We start from the raw sequence: 1,825 nt of genomic DNA, 5'->3' as shown, positions 1-1,825 counted from the left end.
AGGAGAAAGCGCTACAATGAAGGTACTGGTACCTGTCAAACGCGTGATTGACTACAATGTGAAGGTCCGCGTGAAAGCGGACGGTAGCGGTGTTGATCTCGCCAATGTCAAAATGTCGATGAACCCGTTCGACGAGATTGCGGTTGAAGAGGCCATTCGCCTGAAAGAGGCTGGCAAGGCAGACGAAGTTGTTGCCGTTTCGATTGGAGTGAAGCAGGCGCAGGAGACGCTGCGGACCGCGCTGGCCATGGGGGCTGATCGGGCGATTCTGGTTGTTGCGACGGATGATGTGCATACCGATATCGAGCCGCTGGCGGTTGCCAAGATCCTGGCCAAAGTGGTCGAGGAAGAGCAGCCCGGCATCGTTCTGGCGGGCAAGCAGGCGATCGACAACGACATGAACGCCACCGGTCAGATGCTGTCGGCCCTGCTGGGCTGGTCGCAGGGCACCTTTGCCTCGGAACTGGATATCGAAGGCGACAGTGCCAAGATCACCCGCGAGGTGGATGGCGGGTTGCAGACCATCAGCGTCAAGATGCCGACCATCGTGACCGTTGACCTGCGCCTGAACGAGCCGCGCTATGCGTCGCTGCCCAACATCATGAAGGCGAAGAAAAAGCCGCTGGACGAGAAAACCGCGGCCGATTTCGGCGTCGACGTCACGCCGCGCCTGGAAATCGTCAAGACCGAAGAACCGCCGGCACGGGCCGCTGGTATCATCGTTGGCTCGGTGGATGAGCTGGTTTCGAAACTCAAAGAAGCGGGGGCTGTGTAATGGCTGTACTTCTGCTTGCCGAAGTCAACAATGGCGAACTGGCGCTGGACGCCACCGCCAAGGCCGTCAACGCCGCCAGGGCGCTGGGTGACGTGACCGTTCTGGCCGCGGGTGGCTCGGCCGCCGCTGCCGGCGAGGCTGCCGCCAAGATCGACGGCGTGTCCAAGGTGCTGGTTGCCGAAGACGCGTCGCTGGGTCATCGCCTGGCGGAATCGACCGCCGCGCTGATCGTGGGTCTGGCCGATGGGTACGAGCATATCGTGGCCCCCGCGACCACCGACGCCAAGAACGTGATGCCGCGCGTCGCGGCCCTGCTGGACGTTATGGTGATCTCGGATGCCTCGGGTGTGGTTGACGGCTCGACGTTTGAGCGCCCGATCTATGCGGGCAACGCGATCCAGACCGTGAAGTCGAACGACGCCAAGAAGGTCGTCACCATCCGCACCGCCAGCTTTGATGCGGCGGGCGAAGGTGGCGCGGCTGCGGTCGAGACCATCTCGGTCGGCGACAATCCCGGCCTGTCGTCGTGGGTCGAAGACAAAGTGGCTGCAAGCGACCGTCCGGAACTGACCTCGGCTGGCGTTGTTGTCTCGGGCGGCCGTGGTGTCGGCTCGCAAGACGACTTCAAGCTGATCGAAGCTCTGGCTGACAAGCTGGGTGCCGCGGTTGGCGCATCGCGCGCCGCTGTGGACTCGGGCTATGCCCCGAACGACTGGCAGGTGGGTCAGACCGGCAAGGTTGTTGCCCCCGATCTTTATGTCGCCGTCGGCATCTCGGGCGCAATCCAGCACCTTGCGGGCATGAAGGATTCAAAGGTCATCGTAGCGATCAACAAGGACGAAGAAGCCCCGATCTTCCAGGTCGCCGACTTCGGACTGGTTGCCGACCTGTTCCAGGCAGTCCCTGAGCTGACCGAAAAGCTCGGCTGACCACAGCCCGGGATCTGAGCCCCACAATCACCAAAGGCCCGCAACCAAGCGGGCCTTTTTCAATTCAATCCCCTCAAAGCCACCTCAAGCTTCAAAGCAATCTCCCTATGCGCTGAGGGGC

General features: G+C 62.0%; 2 protein-coding genes. Both read left to right on the top strand.

The features are described 5' to 3' along the window. Window positions 1-16: 16 nt before the first annotated feature. Complete coding sequence (locus ACR0LL_RS21035) at window positions 17-775, top strand: electron transfer flavoprotein subunit beta/FixA family protein (protein ID WP_480589239.1); 759 nt, start codon at window positions 17-19, stop codon at window positions 773-775. Further along, on the top strand, window positions 775-1,704 hold the full coding sequence (locus tag ACR0LL_RS21030) for an electron transfer flavoprotein subunit alpha/FixB family protein (protein WP_480589237.1): 930 nt from the start codon (window positions 775-777) through the stop codon (window positions 1,702-1,704). Before ACR0LL_RS21035 ends, ACR0LL_RS21030 begins: the two co-directional genes overlap by 1 nt. Window positions 1,705-1,825 lie beyond the last annotated feature (121 nt).

The organism is Ruegeria sp. AI2, assembly GCF_056541275.1.
This window is presented reverse-complemented; position numbering and strand designations above follow the sequence as displayed.

Excerpts from the sequence above, each read along its gene's own strand:
- ACR0LL_RS21030 (WP_480589237.1), top strand. The coding sequence starts at position 775 with ATGGCTGTACTTCTGCTTGCCGAAGTCAACAATGGCGAACTGGCGCTG.
- ACR0LL_RS21035 (WP_480589239.1), top strand. The coding sequence starts at position 17 with ATGAAGGTACTGGTACCTGTCAAACGCGTGATTGACTACAATGTGAAG.